We start from the raw sequence: 16,040 nt of genomic DNA, 5'->3' as shown, positions 1-16,040 counted from the left end.
GGGCGGGATGCGCGGCGGCTGATTTTAAATTTCGGGAATGCGGATCGAAGCGTGGCGACCTCAGCCGGCGCCGGGCTGCTTCTGCTCTTCCTCGTACCGGGCATCGGTGCCGATCTTGCCGTTGGCCTCGGCCTCGGCGATGCCCGACGTCTTGACGACCTCGATCGTGCGACATTCGGCAGTAATCGCATGCGGTACGCGATCGGCATCAGGGTCGGCGGCGATCGTCGTGCCGTCACCGCCGCCCGATCCTGCCACGCCGTTCGCCGCGCTGCCGCGGTCCTCGCCGGCCTGCCCGCCACCGTGATAGGCGATGTCGGTCTGGCCGCCATGTGCCATGAAACCGGTGTTCGTCTCGGTCTTGCCGGCATGCGGATTGGGATAGGAGCCGCCGCCGCTTTCGCCGCCCTCGCTGCGGCCGTGAACATCATCGTGGCCGCTCGGGGAGTCCGAGACGCCGTCCGGTGCGCCCTTGCTCGCAGGGTTGCCGGGAACGGGGGTATGAACCTTGTCACTCATCGGTACGTCCTTCTGAATGTAGCGGATCAAAACAAACCGGCCCGGTCCGCTCATCGGGAGCAGACCGGGCCGGGAAGGGGTTACGGCCGCAGCACGACCTTGATGACGCCGTCCTGCTTGTCGCGGAACTTCTGGTACATCTCAGGCGCATCCTCAAGGCTGGCCGGGTGCGTCACGACGAAGCTCGGGTCGATGTCGCCCGCCTCGATCCGGGCGAGCAGTGGCTTGGTGTAGGCTTGGACGTGCGTCTGGCCGGTCTTGATCGTCAGCCCCTTGTTCATCATCGCGCCGATCGGGATCTTGTCGCCCATCCCGACATAGACGCCGGGGATCGACACCGTGCCGCCCATCCGGCAGCTCATGATCGCCTCGCGCAACACGTGCACGCGGTCGGTCGCGAGGAACGTCGCCGCCTTCACCTTGTCGATCACCGCATCCATCGCGCCATGACCCGAAGCCTCTGCGCCGACCGCATCGATGCAGCTGTCGGGGCCACGGCCCTTGGTGCGGAACTGGAGTTCGTCATAGACGCTGTCGACCTCGGCGAAGTTGATCGTCTCCGCACCACCCGCCTCGGCCATCGCCAGACGCTCGGGCACCTCGTCGATCGCGATCACGCGGCCCGCACCGAGCATCAGCGCCGAGCGGATCGCGAACTGGCCGACCGGACCGCAGCCCCAGATCGCCACGGTATCGCCCGGCTCGATCTGCGCATTCTCGGCGGCCATGTAACCGGTCGGGAAGATGTCGGAGAGGAACAGCGCCTGCTCGTCGGTGACGCTGTCGGGCACCTTGATCGGGCCGATATCCGCCATCGGCACGCGCAGATACTCGGCCTGGCCGCCGCAATAACCGCCCAGCATGTGGCTGAACCCGAACAGGCCGGCGGGCGAATGGCCCATTGCCTTGATCGCCATCTCGGAATTCGGATTGGTCCGCTCGCACGCCGAGAACAGCCCCTTGCGACAGAAGAAACAATCACCGCAGCTGATCGTGAATGGCACCACGACACGGTCGCCGATCTTCAGGTTGGTGACTTCGGAGCCGAGCGCGACGACGACGCCCATGTTCTCGTGGCCAAGGATGTCGCCCGCCTGCATCGTCGGCTGGTAGCCGTCGAGTAGATGCAGATCAGATCCGCAGATCGCGCAGGCCGTAACCTTGATGATCGCATCGCGCGGATGCTTGATCTCGGGATCGGCAACAGTATCGACGCGGACGTCGCCTTTGCCATGCCAAACGAGTGCGCGCATCGAAGCTTCTCCATTGTTGGTGTAACTAATAAATCTGTGAAAATCGCGGATTTATGCAATACGTCGCCAAGTATGAAATTGGCACTGATCAACAAAAAGGTGAAAACCATGTCGAAATGGTTAGCGTGCAGCATTCGAAACCGTGAGTATTGTCACAGGGCTTGAGGGCGTGTTGGAGGGTATAGCGATCAGGGCGGCGTCATCGTTCCTGCACAAGCAAGAATATCCGTCATTTATATTTTATGCTGATTTCAATCAGTGGCGACTGAGTTGATCGATAATATACCGATCTGAAAAACTTCAGACTTCATAGATACTTAATGCGGCAGCGCTTCGGCGACCTCATTACGGTTGCGATATTGATGGTGTCTGGCTCGACGAGCGATGCGGTGAGGATCTTCGGTCTGTTGAGCTATCGCGACCTGGAGTTCCGCGAATTGTGGCTCAATGCGAATTGACAGGTAGGGCGGGTTTCTGCCGAGGCCGGTCATCGACACGGTCGAGAGGCCTGGCCCGCTTGGAGTAGCGGTAGTCGCACGCGGAAAATCGTGGGTTTCGCGCTGCCTGCCGGGGCCTCGTTCGGTGCCGACATGAAGCCCCGGATTTGCCGGAAGTAGTGCGGGAATATCGGTGGCTACCGGGGGGGACAAGGCTGGAGCCTTCAACTGACGCCCCCGGCTCCGGCCGCTTTAGCTGACGCCTTGCTTTCTGGCTCCCACGATCATTTTCCGCGCGATCTGGCGTACGGCGTCGTCGTCCTTCGTGTCGTCGGCCGCCGGATCGCCGAGGTGATCGAGGCTCTGTTCCATGAAGTCGAGCAGGCCGCTGTGGCGATCCTCGACATACTCCATCAGCTTGAACAGCAGATGCTCGGTGGCGATCTCGCGTCGACGAGCCTGCGTCGCAGTATCCGGCGTTGCAGTATCCGGCGTGGTCACTTGGCCACCTGTTCCGACGCATCGAACTCGGCGAATGCCGCGCGTACTTCATCGGCTTTCGCATCGTCGGCGACGTCGACGGTCACGACGACCTTGCCGTTGAGTTCGGCGTCGTCGCGCGCCTCGGGGCTGGGCTCGCCGGCCTTGTTGTCGGACCCGTCTTCGGCCACGCCCGCGGTGTTCTCATTGCCATCCGCCGCGATGACAACCTTCGCGCGGTCGATCTCGAACTGTTGTACCAGGCGCTCGACGGTCATTTCCGCGTCGCGCCGTGTGTCGAACTTTGCCGTCAATTTCATGATGCTAACCCTCAAGCCGGCATGGCTCGACAGGACAACCGCTCAGATCGCGGCTGGTGCCATGCGTCGTCCCGGTTTCGGCCGTCGTCCTCTTCGCACCAATTGACGTGGCGCGAAAATCGCAACATTCTGCGGGCGAAGCAATCGTCCAAAACCGAGTTCACGGGGCTGCATCGGTGCCACAACGCACGCTTGAGCCTGATCAACGCCTCCGCGAGCATCTCGAAGATGCGCTGGCCGAAGCCGACAGCCTGGGGTGGACTGTGGTCGCAGCGCTCATCTCCGAGGCGCTCGATGCACTCGGGCCCCCCGCGACCGCGCGGATCGGGTAGGTCCATCACCGATCGGTCAGGCGGCCTCACGCGTCGGGAATACCGGGCCACGCACGGTCATCGCGCCCGCCGGATACGGACGCTGTAGCGCGAGGGCATCATCGTAGCTGCCGGTCAGCCAGCGTTCCTGGTCGTCGGGGCGGAGGATCGTGATCATCGCCTTCGGATGGATCGGCGCGACGAGCGCGTTCGTGTCGCACGTCACCATGGCGAAATAGCGCTGATCGCCGACCTGACGCCAGAAGCCGGCGACCGCGAACACCGGCTGGTCGGTAACCGCGAACCACATCTCGCCCTTGATCGGCTTCTTGCCGTCGCCGAGATCGGTCGGCTGGCGCGCCCATTCGCAGAATTCGGTCAGCGGAATGAGGCACCGGTTCGCCGGATCGGTGACGAGCGAACGCCATTGCGGAAGGTGAAGGCTGCGCACGTTCGTCTGCGCGACCTTGCGACCGGCCTGCCTCGCCTGACCGGCCAGGACGTCCCACTCCATCACGTCGAGCCCGCGACGCCCGCCATCGTTGCGCACGACATAGGCCCGGCCGAACGGACGCAGTTCCTTCGAATCGAACCGGTTGTCCATCGGCTTCGTCGTCAGCCAGTCCGCACCGAAGCGCTCGGTGATAGTCTCCGGTTCGCCGTCGAACCGAGCGCGATTACACATCGATCAGGATCCGAGGCCACGACGCTTGATCTCGCCGAGCAGTGCTTCGGCGACGGGATGGCCGACTTCGCCACCGGATTGCGCATAGGCGTTCGTGAGGTCCACATCGGACGCGGTGTTGAGCAGGTCGCGGACCTCGGCGCTGAACATGTCGACTTCGCCCGCAGCGGCATCTGCCGCCTCGTCGCTGGTGACGGCGGGCTCGTCGCCCGGCGCGGGCGCATGCGCCATCACGGCATCCTGTTTGAACAGGTCGAACGCATCGGCGGCTTCGCTGCGTTCTTCGAGAGCGATTTCGAGCCGCGTGAACAGGTCGAGCGGGGAGGCTGTGTTTTCCATCGCGCGAGCCTAAGCGCGGTTCGGCGCCCTACGCAATACGGCACCGTCTCAGACCGGTAGCCGGCGTTTCCCGGCCGATAGCGGTTCACGCTGGCGAGACACCGTCGGCGTTGACGAGGTCGGGGCCGACGAGCGTGCCGATCAGGCGCACGCGTTTTTCGACGAGATCGACGGGCGTGCGGTGCAGCTCGAGTTCGAACCGGCCACCGGCGTCGCGACGCAGATAGAATGCGCCGCCATCGCGGACGAGCAGCCCGACCTCGTTGATCCTAGTACCGACGTCCATCTTCCGTTCCCGCCTCGTCATCGTCTCGATTTCGTGAAGCCTCTGCCACGAGCCCGGTCGCGCCTACAGCGGTTTTCGCTGATAAGATCGTGGAGCGGGAGATTTGCGGGAACAGAAGGCGACGGCCGGTTGTACCATCTTGCGTGGTCGATCAGACGGCGGACCGCAGGAGTATCCATGAGCGCGCGCGAGATTTCTTCTGGTGAGACCGACGGGGCCAGGGTCCCTTTCGACACGCCCCTTCTGGACACGGCCCCTCTCCTCGACGTGCGGGCGCTGACCAAGTCGGTGCCGGGCCCGCGGCGCCTGTTTCGAAACCTCGATCTGGCGGTTCACGGCGGCGAACTCGTGGCGATCATCGGCGAGTCCGGGGTCGGCAAATCGACGTTGCTCAACATCCTCGCCGGCCTCGACGATGCGGATGGCGGCAGCGTCGCGATCGATGGCGTCGACCTGGCCGCGCTCGACGAAACCGCGCGCACCAGGCTTCGCCGGGAACGGATCGGCTTCGTGTTCCAGGCCTTCCACATCCTGCCCTATCTGACCTTGCGCCAGAACGTCGCGCTGCCGCTCGCGCTGGTATCGCCGGACGCAGCAGCCGCCGATCGCCGCGCCGAGGATATGCTCGATGCCGTCGGCCTGGGCGGGCGAGGCGATGGCTATGCCCGCGATCTTTCGGGGGGCGAACTGCAACGCGTCGCGATCGCGCGCGCGCTGGTGCACCGGCCCGCGCTGATCCTGGCGGACGAGCCGACCGGGAACCTCGATCCGGAGACCGCGGCGCGCGTGCTGGCGCTGTTTGCCGACGCGGTGCGGGGGCATGGCGCGGCCGGCGTGATGGTGACGCATTCGGAGGCGAGTGCCGCGATGGCGGACCGCGTGCTGACGCTCGGGGCGGAAGGGTTGGTCGACCGGCGTGGCTGATCGGGCCGGGGGATTTTCGGGCAGGCTTGCGCTGCGCTGGCTGATCGGTGGCGAGTGGCGCTTCCATCCCGCGCGCTTCCTGATGACCGCGGTGTCGATCGCGGTCGGCGTCGCGCTGGGCTTTGCCGTCCACCTCGTCAACGGGTCCGCGCTGGCCTCGTTCGACGGGGCGATGCGCGGGATCAGCGGCGCCGCCGAACTGTCGATCCGCGCGACCAGTCCGCTCGGCTTCGACGAACGCGTCTACCCGCGGGTGGCGACCGCGGATGGCGTCGCCGACACCAGTCCGGTCGTCAGCCTGGATGCGCGGATCGGCGGCGTTCGCGTCACGCTGCTGGGGGTCGACGTGATCCGCGCCGCGGCGGTGACTCCGTCGCTGATCGGCTTGCGTGCCTCCGGGCCGGATACGCAGAACGATGCCGTCTTCGACGAGGCCGCGCTGTTCCTCTCGCGCCGTGCGCTGATGCAAACCGGAGCACGGGTAGGATCGACGGTCACGGTCGTCGCGAACGGCCGGACGGTGCCGTTGCGGATCGCGGGTACGTTGCCCGCCACCGACGATGCGACGATCGGCGTGATCGACATCGCCGCGGCGCAATGGCGGTTCGGCAGGCTGGGCCGGATCGACCGGCTCGACCTCGCGCTGTCCGATCGTGCCGTAGCCGAGCCGGCGCTGCGCGCGCTGCTGCCGGCGGACGCCGTGCTCTCCACCCCCGAGAAGCAGAATGCGCAGGGCGACGCCCTGTCGCGTGCCTATCGCGTCAACCTCGATATGCTGGCGCTGGTCGCGCTGCTGACGGGCGGCTTCCTGGTGTATTCCGCGCAATCGCTGTCGGTGGTGCGTCGTCAGCGTGCGTTCGCGCTGTTGCGGACGCTGGGCATGCCGCGCGGTGGCGTGATGGCGGCGGTCGTCGTCGAAGGCGTCGCGATCGGCGTGGTTGGGTCGGCGGTCGGATTGCTGGCGGGCTACGGCCTGGCATGGGCGGCGCTGCACTGGTTCGGCGGCGATCTCGGCGCGGGGTATTTCGCAGGGGGCCATTCGCAGGTCGTGTTCCAACCGCTGGCCGCGATGGTCTTTTTCGCCCTCGGCCTGCTCGCGGCGTGCCTGGGGAGCGCGTTGCCCGCGCGCGTCGCGGCACGCGCCGCACCGGCGGCCGCGCTCAAGAACGTCGGCGACGTAATCGATCCCCGGCAGCGGATCGCGTGGTGGCCGGCCGCAGCCTTGCTCGTCGCAGGCGGCGGCGCGGCGGTCTTGCCCGCGGTCCGCGGGCTGCCGCTGTTCGGCTTTGCGGGGATGGCGCTGATGCTCGCGGGGGGCGTGGCGGGCGTGCCGTGGTTCGCGCGGACGTTGCTCGCGCCGCTCGCTCGTCGCGGCGCAGCGAACGTCCCGCGCCTGCTGGCCGTGCGCCATCTGCACGGCGCACCCGGCGAAGCGGCCACCGCGTTGTGCGGGATCGTCGCCTCGACCGCGCTGATGATCGCGATGGCGACGATGGTGACAAGCTTCCGGGGCGCGGTCGACGACTGGCTGGGCGACGTGCTCGGTGCCGATCTGTATGCGCGGACGACGGCGGGGGCGTCGTTCGATCCGGCAACGCGCACGAGGCTGGCCGCGACGCCCGGGATCGCACGCGTCGCCTTCAGCCGGCAGCTGCCGCTGACGATCGCCGCCGATCGCCCCCCGGTCAGCCTGATCGCGCGGCCCGAGCGCAACGGCCGCGATCCCCTGCTGGTGCTGATCGATCGTGCGCCGAGCGTGCCGGCCGGCACGTTGCCGGTCTGGGTGTCCGAGCCCGCTCAGCGTCTCTACGGCTGGGAGCCGGGCGACACGATCGCGTTGCCTATCGCCGGCCGAACGCGCTTTTTCGTCGCCGGCGTCTGGCGCGATTACGGCCGGCAGGCGGGCGCCGTGCTGATCGACGAGGCGGATTATCAGCGCCTGACCGGCGACGAGGGGCGCGACGAAATATCGGTGATGGTGACGCCCGGACAGGACGCCGATCGCGTTGCCGCGGGCCTGACCGCGCGGCTTCCCACAGCGCTGCGCGATCAGGTCGAGATCACCCGGCCGGCAACCTTGCGAAAGCTCGCGCTCACGCTGTTCGATCGCAGCTTTGCCGTCACCTACCTGCTCGAGGCGGTGGCGATCCTGGTCGGGCTGGCGGGTGTCGCGGCGACCATGTCCGCGCAGACGATCGCGCGCGAACGCGAATTCGGCATGCTCCGGCACCTTGGCCTGACCCGCCGCCAGCTAATGTCGATGCTGGCGACGGAGGGCGCGATCGTCGGATTGACGGGAGCGCTTGCGGGCATCGGCCTGGGGCTGGTGCTGGCACAGGTGCTGATCCACGTCATCAACCCGCAGTCGTTCAACTGGACGATGACGACGCGCATCCCGGTCGGCACGCTGTTCGGCGTGGCCGCGGCGCTGACCGGTGCGGCGGCATTGACCGCGGTGCTGGCAGGGCGACGCGCGACGGCGCGCAGCGCGATCACGTCGGTTCGGGAGGATTGGTGATGCGGCGAACGTTGATGATGGCCGGCTTGCTGGCCGCGGTCGCCGTGGCGGCACCCGCGGCCACGCCGTATCCGCAGGTGAAGCCGGGCATCCTACTGCGCTTTCCCGGCGACCACGGTGCGCATCCAGCGTTCCGGACCGAATGGTGGTACGTGACCGGCTGGCTGAAAACCGCGGATGGCAAGGATCTCGGTTTCCAGGTGACCTTCTTCCGCACGCGGCCCCCCGTCGATTCCGCAAACCCGAGCCGGTTCGCGGCGCGGCAGGTGCTTTTCGCGCACGCCGCGCTGTCCGACCCGGCGACCGGGCGCCTGCTCCACGGCGAGCGCGCCACGCGGCAGGGCTTTGGTCTGGCATCGGCGCGGACCGACGACGCGGACGTGGCGATCCGCGACTGGCAGCTTCGCCGTGGCGCGGACGGGCGCTGGCGCACGCGCGTGACGGCGGACGGCTTTCAACTCGCGCTCGCCTTCCAGCCGACCCAGCCGCCGCTGCCGCAGGGGCAGGGCGGCTATAGCCGGAAGGGGCCGCGCCCCGAGGAGGCGAGCTATTATTACTCGATCCCGCATCTGCGCGTCGCGGGCACCGTCACGCGCGCCGGCCGGCCCGTCGCGGTCACCGGCGAAGCATGGCTCGACCGCGAATGGTCGTCGAACTACCTCGCCCCGGCCGCGCAAGGCTGGGACTGGACCGGCCTCAATTTCGACGATGGCTCCGCGCTGATGGCGTTCAGGATACGGCGCAAGGGCGGCGGCACGTTATGGGCGGGCGGCGCGCTACGCCGTGCCGATGGGCGAACGATGGTACTCGGACCTGGCGACGTGGCCTTCCGGCCGGTCGCGACATGGCGGAGCCGCGCGACCGGTGCCGTCTATCCGGTCATGCAGGATCTCAGCATCAGGGTCGGCGGCAAGATCACGACCCGCCGGCTGACGCCGATGTTCGCCGCGCAGGAACTCGACGCACGGCGAAGCGGACTGCCCGTCTATTGGGAAGGTGCGGTGCGGACGCCCGGAGGCCGCGGCTATCTGGAGTTGACCGGATACGACAAGGCGCTGGCGATGTAGCTCGGCAATCGCGCGCGCAGGCGTGATCAATGCGCGCGCTCGCCAAGCTCCGCCATCTCGCCGTCCGCGGTATCGTTCGGGAAGCGAACCGCGATCATCTGTCCGTGACGGCAACGACATTGTCGTCGCTGTTGCGATCTACGTACAGCGTATAGGGATCGATACCGGCAAATGCCGGGCGACGCTTGGAGACGATCCGTACGGTCTGCATACCCGACACGATCGGTCGGCGCTCCTTGAGGATCACGTCCTTCGCGGCAAAGCTGCCGAGGCCGGGGCGCTGGTCGAACAGACCGACATCGATATCGTCCTTCAGCGGCGCGGCTTTCTCCACCCCGGCGCCGTTCGCATAGACCTTGCCCGCGTTGAGCGTGAGCATGGTTTCGTAGGTGCCGTCCGCCAGTTTGCGGGTCGTCGCGGCCGATGCTTTCAGATCGTACACGGTGATGCGATCGAGCAGGTCGAGCACGAGTTGGCGTTCGGCCGGATTGCGCGCGAGCGACAGGAAGCCGTCGACGAGATCGAGCGAGCGGGGATAGGGCGCGCCCTTGAACCGGTAGCGGTTGAGCAGGTCGCGGAGCATCGCGTTGACGCGGTCCTCGCCCAGCCGATCCTGCAACAGGTACACCGCGAGCGAGCCCTTGCGGTAATGGATGTATCCCTGGTTCTCGACGCGATCGAGCGGGACTTCCTCGACGACCTCGCCGCCGCGCGAGCGCAGATACGAGTCGAGTTCGTATTTCAGGAAGCGGCGGATCTTGTCGTCGCCATATTCGTGCTTCATCACCATCAGCGCGGAATATTGCGCCATCGTTTCGATGAGCATCGATCCGCCCTGCATATCCGCGCCGATCAGTTGATGGCCCCAATATTGATGGCCGAGTTCGTGCGCGGTGACGTAGCTGACATAGTCGATCGTGTCGGGATTGCGGGTATCGGCGATGAAGCCGATGCGTTCGGAATAGGGGATCGTACCGGCAAAGGCCTGCGCGAAGCTCTGGTAGCCGGGAAACTCGATGATCCGCGCGTAGTCGAACTGATAGGGCCCGAAATTGGCGCGGTAATAGGCGAGCGAGCGCTGCATCGCGTCGAGCATGCGATCGACGTTGAACGGGTGCTGCGGATCGTAGAACACCGTCAGGGCCGTGCCGTCGGCGCGTCGCGATTTTTCCGCATAGGCGGCGGACTGGACCGAGAAGAACGCGAGGATCGGTGCGCGCGAGACGAAGCGCGCGGTGCGACGTCCGCCGGCCGTGCTGTCGGCCACCTTGTCGCCGGGCGCGATCGGCGTCTGGCCTGCGATCGTCGACACGGTGATGTCGGAATGCACCCAGGGCGCGTTGACGATCAAGTTGCGAGCCTGTGCCGACCGGTCCTCCAGCTTGGCGGGACGCAGTTCGGGGGTGAGACCGTATTTGCGGCGCTTGGCGCGGTCCTGCAGCAGGCCGTTCTTGTCCATCCCGAACCGTGGCGCGAATTCGCCGTTGTTGAGGAAGGTCCCGTTTCCGACGAGACGGGTATCGTCGTTGTTGGCGACGAGCCCGCGCTGCCAGCGGTCCGTGCGGAACGTCATGGTTCCCCTGGCGCCTGGTGCCATCGGACGTGCGAAGCGGTAGATGCGGTATTGCAGGTCCGCGTCGTTCATCACGACCGTCGCACCGGGTACCGTCACCGCGCGCAGGTGAGTCAGGTCGTCCATCATGCGGACGTGAAGATCGCGAAGCGGCGCGCCGGTGTCGTTGACGAACGCGTAGGTACCGCTCGCCACCATCCGCCGCTGTTCGGGGTACAACGCTACGCTCACGCGCATGTCGGTGATGGAAGGCTGTTTCAGTGCGAGGTATTTGAGGTATTTCTTCTCGTAGAGCGCCTGTCGCGCCTCGCCTTCCTGTTTCGTCCGATAGACGTTCACGACATCCATGTCGTGATACAGGAACGCGCCCGTTGCTGCCGTGACGCACAGCGCCACCGCCATGATCGCGCCGGGCACCCCGAGCAGCCGACGGGGCAGATGCACCAGCCGTGCCTTGAGCCGGGTCTCGGTCCCGCGGCGCCACAGCAGGTGCGCGATCACGCCGAGCGCAACCGCGACACCGCCCCAGTACAGCCTGAGCCACCAGCCGGCAGGACCGCCGATCTGGTCGCCGTTCATGTCGGACAGCTGCGTGTTACCCGTGCTGCCATATTGGTAGAGCGGGTGCTCGAAACCGATATTGCTGAGCGTGATCGTGGCCACGAGGTAGACGACCATCACCGCCCAACCGACATATTTGTTGGGACTGATGGCCTGGATGAACACGGCCAGGATCGCGAGCAGCAGCACGTCCACCGTCATCGGCAGCAGGTACCAGAGCAGGTAATGACCGAGCGCGAGATCGGTCTGGCCGCGCGCGAGCTGGACGATGCATGCGGTGATCACCGATACGAGCAACGTCGCGAACAGCACCAGCGTCACCGCCAGCACCTTGGGCACCAGATACGCCCAGTTCGGCAGCGAGGTCGCATCGACGATCTCGTGCATGCCGCGTTCGCGGTCCCGCCAGACGAGTTCGCCCGAATAATAGATCGCGATGATCAGCGGGATGATGCTGAAACTACCCTGCAGCGTGCCGATCACCGCGAAGGTCAGCTGGCGGATCGGCGCACCGAACATCTCGTTGGCGAACAGCAGGCCGCCAAGCGAATTGAACAGCCCGATGAGCAGCAGCACGAGGAACGCCGGGCTGCGGAATACCAGCGCCATCTCGAATTTGCAGCGGGACAGCATTCGCGCCCAGGCGGCATCTTGCGGACGTGCCGCGGGCAGGCGGTCGACGATCAGCGGTGGCGTGGCAGCGAGCCGCGCCGCGGTACGCGCCTGCTTGCGCAGCTTGCGCTTCGACACGCCCCGTTCGGCAAAGCTGAACCGGGCATAGGCGATCCCGACCGCTACCAGTCCGATGGCGATCGCAATCGCCCGGTTGGCCAGCAGCACGCCGGTGAACGGCGGCATGCCGCCATTGGCTTCGCTCGCGGTCCAATAGCGCGTCGTCGTACCGAACGCGCCAAACCCGAACAGCTCGAAATAGGCGCCGGTCGCCCGCCATTCGGGCTTTGCGCGCAGTACCGCGTTGATCGCCAGATACAGCATCAGGAACACGACGACGCCGAGATAGCTGTACATCATCGACCGCGTCGCCGTCGCGACCGCGAAGAAGATCGCCGACGTCAGGAAGACGTTGGGCAGGGCCAGCAGGAAATACGCATAGGCATAATCCTTCAGCCGGTTCGGACCGAGCGTCTCCGAATCGATCCAGGGCATCAGCGAACCGAGCCAGATCGCAAGCGGGATCGCGGCGAAGGCGAGCGCGGCGGCACCGAACGCGCCGAGGAAGCGCGCGATCAGATAGTCGAACTTGCTGACCCGCGTGGATCGTACCATCGGGCCGAACCCGCTCTCGTCGTCCCGCACGATCACGTTGGCGACGAACGCGGTCGTCACGAACATGAAGAACAGCGACATGATCAGATGCACCTGCGCGATCGCGACGGGTGCGTTCTTGTGAATGTTGGCGCCGCTGCCGATCTGGATCTGCTCCACCGTCATCGACCCGAAGGTCAGCAGGAAGAACAGGATCGCAACCACCCAGAACACGGGGTTGCGCAACTGATAGCGCAGCTCGAACCGGGCGATCTGGCCGAACACGACTATGCTGCCACGGTCGAGGAAACGGGTTCGCTTGCCGGCACCCGTCGCGATCGCGCCAGCGTGGAGAAATAGACGTCCTCCAGTCCGCCTGCGGCCGCGGTGAAACCGTCGCCGGGATCGTCGGGGGACAGGATGTGGATGATCGTGCGACCCGCGAACAACCGCGTCGAGATAATCTCGTAGCGCAGCCGGCATTCGTCGAGTTCGTCGCGCCCGATCGTCTTCGCCCACACCGCGCCGCGAGTCTTCGCGATCAAATCGAGGGGCGCGCCCTCCAGCTGGATTCGTCCGGCGGCCAGCACCGCCATGCGCGGGCACAGGTCCGACACGTCCTCGACGATATGCGTCGACAGGATCACGACGACGTTTTCGCCGATCTCGGCAAGCAGGTTGAGAAACCGGTTGCGCTCTTCGGGATCCAGCCCGGCGGTCGGTTCGTCGACGATGATGAGTTCGGGGTTGCCGATCAGCGCCTGCGCGATGCCGAAACGCTGTCGCATGCCGCCTGAAAACCCGGCGATCGCCTTCTTGCGGACCGCCCAGAGATTGGTCTGTTCGAGCAACGTCTCGACGGTTTCCTTGCGCTCCTGCGCCGATGCCACGCCCTTCAGCACCGCCATGTGATCGAGCATGTCATACGCGGACACACGCGGGTAGACGCCGAAATCCTGCGGCAGATACCCGAGCCGCTCGCGCAACGCCTCGGGTTTCGCAATCACGTCGATATCGCCGAAGCGGATCGTGCCCTCGGTCGGCGTCTGCAACGTGGCGACGGTCCGCATCAGCGTCGACTTGCCCGCCCCATTCGGCCCCAGCAGCCCGAACATTCCCTTGGGAACGTGCAGCGTCACCGCATCGAGTGCCCTCGTCCCGTTGGCGTAGACGTGCGTGACGTTTTCGAGATCGAGCATGAGCACCTCTTCCGGTTCGGGAAGCAGTGTACGCGGTGTATTGCTTGAGTAAAGCGCTTATCGATCCAAATCCGCGTATGAATCCGGTGCCCGTACCGAGCGTCCCGGCGCGGCGCGTACGGCTGGCCGTATGTCCTATCCGCCGTACCGGCTGACGAGTGCCCGGCGGAGCATCCGGTCCTCCAGCGAGTAATACAGCGCTATCCGGTTTCCGTCCGCGACCGTCGACGCGGCGAAAGCGATGTCCGTCGCCTCTCGGCTGAGGGCTGGGGGCGGTACCAGCAGCGGCTCGAGACCACGCCCCGTCACGCGCGCCAAATCGGGGCTGAAGCTGATCCAGCCGATCCGCCAGCGTGCGTCGTGCGTCGCCCCGTTGTAGAACATCACCGGGTCGTGGCCGTCGGCCTGCCAGATCGGCCCCGTCGAAAGATGCCAGTTATCCCAGCTATCGTCGCGTATGCCAAAGGGATCGGGCAGCACGGTCCACGGACCTTTCGGCGTCGGCCCGCCTGCCATGCCAATTCGCGAGGCGCCGTCCGCGGCATATTCGTAGAACAGCCGCCAATCGCCGGATGAGGTCTGGGCGAGCGTCGCTTCCTTGATATTGCCCTCGCCGGGAGGCGCCTTGAGGATCAGGTCTTCCTTGACCAGCGCGGTCAGGTCGCGCCCGGCGGCAAGTATCATGCAGCCCTGGCTGCGTGCCGCATCGACGCCGGTATAATAGACGAGATATTCGTGGCCGGTCACCAGGACGGTCGGATCTTCGCATCCGCCCATGTCCTGCATGCCGGGGCCCGGGGAGATCGCGAGGCCCGGATCCATCACGAACGTCAGCCCGTCGCGGCTTTCTCCGCGTGCGATGATACCCGTCGGGTCATGCGGCCCGAGTGGATGCGGTACGCCGCGCACCATGATCCGGTACAGATCGCCTTCCTGCCACACGAACGGGCTCATCAGATCCATGTCGTCGACCACCGACGCGGACGAGATGGTGACGGTGTCGAGTTGCTCGACCGCGTAGGTGACCGTCATGCGCCCTGCGCCACGGTCAGCGATAGCGCGCCATCGATCGTCACGGTGGTACCGGTGATATAGTCCGCCGCGGGTGACAGCAGGAACGTGACGAGTGCGGCAACCTCGTCGGGGCGTCCGGCCCGCTTCCACGGGATCGCCGCTTCCTTTGCCGCCAGTTCCGCTGGATGATCGAGCGCGGACTGGTTCATCGGCGTCAGGATCATGCCCGGCGCGACGCCGTTTACCGCGATACCCTTGGGCGCCAGTTCCAGCGCCAACGTCGCGGTCAGTTGCGACAGGCCACCCTTGGCGGAGTCATAGTCGACGCCACCGGGGCGGGGCGCCCGTTCGTGGATCGAAGAAATGTTGACGATCCGGCCTTTCGCATCCTGCGCTTCCAGCGCACGCACCAGCCGCCGGCACGTCAGGAACGGCCCGTAGAGATCGGAGCGGATCACGCGGTCGAACTGCGCAAGCGGCATGTCGACGAGCATCACGCCGCTCATGTTGAGACCTGCGGAATTGACCAGCAGGCTGACCGTGCCGAAACTGTCCTCGGCCTTGGCGAACAACCGTTCGACCGCGGCTTCGTCGCCGACGTCCACCTGCACCGCGATCGCGCGACCCGGTCTGCCGATCGAGGCGCAAACCGCCTGCGCCGCCGCCTCGTCCTTGAAATAGGTTATCACGACGCGCGCACCAGCCTCACCCAGCGCCTTGGCGCACGCAGCGCCGATGCCGGACTCGCCGCCGGTAACGATTGCGATTTGATCGTCGAACATGGTCATCGTAACTGAACCGGTCAGGCAGGGCGGAGTTTCATGAATTCGCTGCCATCAAACTACCGTGGCGGGATATCGGGCACGCCTCGCACGGCCGGGGCGCGGACGTTCACGGCCGTCAGTCGTTCACCCGACCGCTGGCAAGCACAGGCAGATTGTCCTCGATCCAGTCCGCCAGCGCCTGCACCAGCACCGCGGCCTGCTTGCCCTGTTCGGTCAGCGCATAGTCGACGCGGGGTGGTACGACCGGAAAGCTTCGGCGATGCACCAGCCCGTCCCCCTCCAGTTGCTTGAGCGTCTGCGAGAGCATGCGTTCGCTGACGCCGGCGACCCTGCGGCGCAGATCGCTGAACCGGAGTGTGCCGGGTAGCAGCGCGATCAGCGTCAGCGTCCCCCAGCTGCTCGTCACGTGCTTCAGGATTTCGCGCGACGGACAGCGCGGCGCGAATACGTCGCCGCGCTCCATGCGATCGGCGAGGCGGAGGGGTGGATCGCCGGACATTTCA

Annotated in this window: 17 protein-coding genes; 5 read left to right on the top strand and 12 right to left on the bottom strand. The window is 66.0% G+C overall.

The genetic code is table 11. The features are described from left to right. Window positions 1-60 precede the first annotated feature (60 nt). Both IFT67_RS05650 and IFT67_RS05645 read right to left on the bottom strand, forming a co-directional pair. Complete coding sequence (locus IFT67_RS05650) at window positions 61-519, bottom strand: hypothetical protein (protein WP_192145413.1); 459 nt, start codon at window positions 517-519, stop codon at window positions 61-63. Between the two features lie 80 nt (window positions 520-599). Beyond that, a complete protein-coding gene (locus tag IFT67_RS05645; protein WP_093400153.1) occupies window positions 600-1,772 on the bottom strand; it encodes a zinc-dependent alcohol dehydrogenase in 1,173 nt (390 codons plus the stop codon). 320 nt (window positions 1,773-2,092) lie between these two features. Here IFT67_RS05645 and IFT67_RS05640 point away from each other — a divergent pair, with 320 nt between their 5' ends. Then, window positions 2,093-2,230: a hypothetical protein gene (locus IFT67_RS05640; protein WP_192145411.1), complete on the top strand. Its 138-nt coding sequence runs from the start codon at window positions 2,093-2,095 to the stop codon at window positions 2,228-2,230. Between the two features lie 231 nt (window positions 2,231-2,461). Here the strand turns inward: IFT67_RS05640 and IFT67_RS05635 are convergent, their stop codons facing one another. Beyond that, entirely contained in the window at window positions 2,462-2,710 is a 249-nt protein-coding gene (locus IFT67_RS05635; protein WP_192145409.1) for a hypothetical protein, read from the bottom strand. Beyond that, window positions 2,707-3,003, bottom strand: coding sequence for a hypothetical protein (locus IFT67_RS05630; protein ID WP_446740793.1), 297 nt, complete (start codon window positions 3,001-3,003; stop codon window positions 2,707-2,709). Before IFT67_RS05630 ends, IFT67_RS05635 begins: the two co-directional genes overlap by 4 nt. A gap of 182 nt (window positions 3,004-3,185) precedes the next feature. Between IFT67_RS05630 and IFT67_RS05625 the strand changes: the two genes are divergently transcribed. Then, window positions 3,186-3,341, top strand: a complete 156-nt coding sequence (locus IFT67_RS05625) for a hypothetical protein (RefSeq protein ID WP_181321059.1) — start codon at window positions 3,186-3,188, stop codon at window positions 3,339-3,341. A gap of 16 nt (window positions 3,342-3,357) precedes the next feature. On the opposite strand, the gene IFT67_RS05620 is transcribed toward IFT67_RS05625, so the two are convergent. From IFT67_RS05620 to IFT67_RS05610, 3 genes are all read right to left on the bottom strand, one after another. Then, window positions 3,358-4,005: an SOS response-associated peptidase family protein gene (locus IFT67_RS05620; protein WP_192145404.1), complete on the bottom strand. Its 648-nt coding sequence runs from the start codon at window positions 4,003-4,005 to the stop codon at window positions 3,358-3,360. A gap of 3 nt (window positions 4,006-4,008) precedes the next feature. Next, window positions 4,009-4,344 carry a hypothetical protein gene (locus tag IFT67_RS05615; RefSeq protein ID WP_192145402.1) on the bottom strand — a complete coding sequence of 112 codons (336 nt, stop codon included), beginning with the start codon at window positions 4,342-4,344 and terminating at the stop codon, window positions 4,009-4,011. Window positions 4,345-4,429: 85 nt separating this feature from the next. After that, the gene (locus IFT67_RS05610; RefSeq protein WP_107961601.1) at window positions 4,430-4,630 is read right to left on the bottom strand and encodes a DUF5818 domain-containing protein; all 201 of its coding nucleotides are present in this window, start codon (window positions 4,628-4,630) and stop codon (window positions 4,430-4,432) included. A 267-nt stretch (window positions 4,631-4,897) separates the two neighbouring features. Between IFT67_RS05610 and IFT67_RS05605 the strand changes: the two genes are divergently transcribed. From IFT67_RS05605 to IFT67_RS05595, 3 genes are read left to right on the top strand one after another with little or no spacing between them, the layout of a single operon-like run. After that, on the top strand, window positions 4,898-5,554 hold the full coding sequence (locus IFT67_RS05605) for an ABC transporter ATP-binding protein (RefSeq protein ID WP_342450563.1): 657 nt from the start codon (window positions 4,898-4,900) through the stop codon (window positions 5,552-5,554). Then, the gene (locus tag IFT67_RS05600; RefSeq protein ID WP_192145400.1) at window positions 5,547-8,072 is read left to right on the top strand and encodes an FtsX-like permease family protein; all 2,526 of its coding nucleotides are present in this window, start codon (window positions 5,547-5,549) and stop codon (window positions 8,070-8,072) included. Before IFT67_RS05605 ends, IFT67_RS05600 begins: the two co-directional genes overlap by 8 nt. Then, on the top strand, window positions 8,072-9,139 hold the full coding sequence (locus IFT67_RS05595) for a lipocalin-like domain-containing protein (protein ID WP_192145398.1): 1,068 nt from the start codon (window positions 8,072-8,074) through the stop codon (window positions 9,137-9,139). Before IFT67_RS05600 ends, IFT67_RS05595 begins: the two co-directional genes overlap by 1 nt. Window positions 9,140-9,233: 94 nt before the next feature. On the opposite strand, the gene IFT67_RS05590 is transcribed toward IFT67_RS05595, so the two are convergent. The 5 genes from IFT67_RS05590 to IFT67_RS05570 form a co-directional block, all read right to left on the bottom strand. Then, a complete protein-coding gene (locus IFT67_RS05590; RefSeq protein WP_192145396.1) occupies window positions 9,234-12,824 on the bottom strand; it encodes a M1 family aminopeptidase in 3,591 nt (1,196 codons plus the stop codon). A gap of 2 nt (window positions 12,825-12,826) precedes the next feature. Next, entirely contained in the window at window positions 12,827-13,738 is a 912-nt protein-coding gene (locus tag IFT67_RS05585; RefSeq protein WP_192145394.1) for an ABC transporter ATP-binding protein, read from the bottom strand. A gap of 135 nt (window positions 13,739-13,873) precedes the next feature. Further along, window positions 13,874-14,770 (bottom strand): glycoside hydrolase family protein, encoded by an 897-nt coding sequence (locus IFT67_RS05580; RefSeq protein ID WP_192145392.1) that lies wholly within the window; start codon window positions 14,768-14,770, stop codon window positions 13,874-13,876. Beyond that, on the bottom strand, window positions 14,767-15,534 hold the full coding sequence (locus IFT67_RS05575) for an SDR family NAD(P)-dependent oxidoreductase (protein ID WP_446740804.1): 768 nt from the start codon (window positions 15,532-15,534) through the stop codon (window positions 14,767-14,769). The genes IFT67_RS05580 and IFT67_RS05575 overlap by 4 nt, the downstream gene beginning before the upstream one ends. A 118-nt stretch (window positions 15,535-15,652) precedes the next feature. Beyond that, complete coding sequence (locus IFT67_RS05570; protein ID WP_192145388.1) at window positions 15,653-16,036, bottom strand: winged helix-turn-helix transcriptional regulator; 384 nt, start codon at window positions 16,034-16,036, stop codon at window positions 15,653-15,655. Window positions 16,037-16,040 lie beyond the last annotated feature (4 nt).

Origin of the sequence: Sphingomonas sp. CFBP 13728, assembly GCF_014841895.1 — a bacterium.
Classification (GTDB): Bacteria; Pseudomonadota; Alphaproteobacteria; order Sphingomonadales; family Sphingomonadaceae; genus Sphingomonas.
The sequence above is the reverse complement of the archived record's forward strand: the minus strand, read 5'-3'. Positions and strand labels throughout refer to the sequence as shown.